Here is a 1,534-nt window from a genome sequence, read left to right on the forward strand (position 1 = left end):
CCGTTGGGCGTAATCTAATGAAAATGAAAAAATGGTTAAAAATAGCATTGTGGTCAATAACTTCATTAATTCTAATTATTGTAATTTTTGGATTTGCTTTCTATAAGCGATTTGTTGTTAGTCCTCCTGATCATACATTTAGTGAACCAAGGAATATTTTGGAAGATCAGCAACAAGACCTTGAATATTTAGCACTATATCCCGATTATGATAGAAGTTTTGATACTCAGATTAAGCGAGATTCTTTTTTTTCCCGGATCGACCATGTAAAAAGAAGACTACCTCTGTCACAGGCAGCATTTGAAATGGAAGTTGCAAGAGCTCTGGCATTTGCAGATAATGGGCATACGAACATTAGTGCTGGGGCAAGAGCTAGGAGATTAAACAATATACCCCTCAGGGTCTATTGGTTTAAAGAAGGATTATATACGATTCTTTCTATGGAGGGTTATGAACAATTTCTTGGGAAGCGAATATTGAGTTTCAATGGAATACCTCCAGAAGAGCTTCTTATAAAAATGAAACCCTGGTATGGCGGCACTGTCGAAAGTCTAAAGGCCCGCAGCCCACTTTATTTTATATCACCTGAGATTATGCATGCAATTGGATTAAGTGAGAGTTCTGATTCGATTCAAATATCGATAGAAGATGACAATGGTAATGTTCAGACTCATGATGTTTTTGCTTTGGAGGAGGAAAAGGAAATTCCTGGATATTGGGTTCCTTACTGGCTAAATCCGTATTCAAAGATCAACAACACAAAGTGGAAGTCATGTAAATCGGAGAAGCATAATTCATTAACCATAAAGAATATATATCGAAACGTTCATCATGAGTTCATCAATAAAACTCTATATGTACAAATAAATGATAATTACAATACAGACGAAAGACATCTTGGCAAGTATCTCAAACTGGTAAGTGAGGAAATGAAAGAAAAACAACCTAATCAGATTGTTTTCGATCTTAGGTTTAATCCAGGAGGAGATAATTATCATTTACCATGGCCATTTATCCGCTCAATGAATGACTATCTCAGAGATGATCAAAAATGCTGGATCATTACTGGTCACGATACTTTTTCAGCCGGATTGATCACTGCTTCTTATGCAAAATATACACTGGGAGAAAAGGCGATCATTGTAGGTGAAAAGGTTGGAGATAGAATGCAGTTTTGGGCAGATGGAGGCGTAAAAATGACACTTCCCAACTCCAGAATATCTCCAAGAATATGGACAGCATTTAATGACTGGGGAAATGGCTGCCATGATTTAAGTAAATGTTTCTGGATTGCTTACTTTGATAGTTTTCCAGCTGGTAATCTGGATCTGGATAAGAAAATCTCCCTTAGCTTTAGTGATTATTTTAATGGTAGAGATTCTGTACTCGATTATATAATTGGCGATTAGATTGGGTCTAAATTTTCTAAAAGATGAACTATCACATAACTACGCCCAACAACACCTATACGCAACACCCTTCGGGATACTGCGCATAGCCAGACCGTTAGAGCACATTCAGCTAAAGCTGACTT

The 1,534-nt window shown here is 37.0% G+C and carries 1 protein-coding gene; it reads left to right on the forward strand.

Annotated features, from left to right (window positions below):
- Positions 1-1,409, forward strand: a 1,409-nt coding sequence (locus tag LBU54_RS15250) for a S41 family peptidase (protein WP_224531980.1), incomplete at its 5' end; no start/stop codon positions are given.
- Positions 1,410-1,534 lie beyond the last annotated feature (125 nt).

This window comes from Winogradskyella alexanderae (assembly GCF_020166335.1).
Classification (GTDB): domain Bacteria; phylum Bacteroidota; class Bacteroidia; order Flavobacteriales; family Flavobacteriaceae; genus Winogradskyella; species Winogradskyella alexanderae.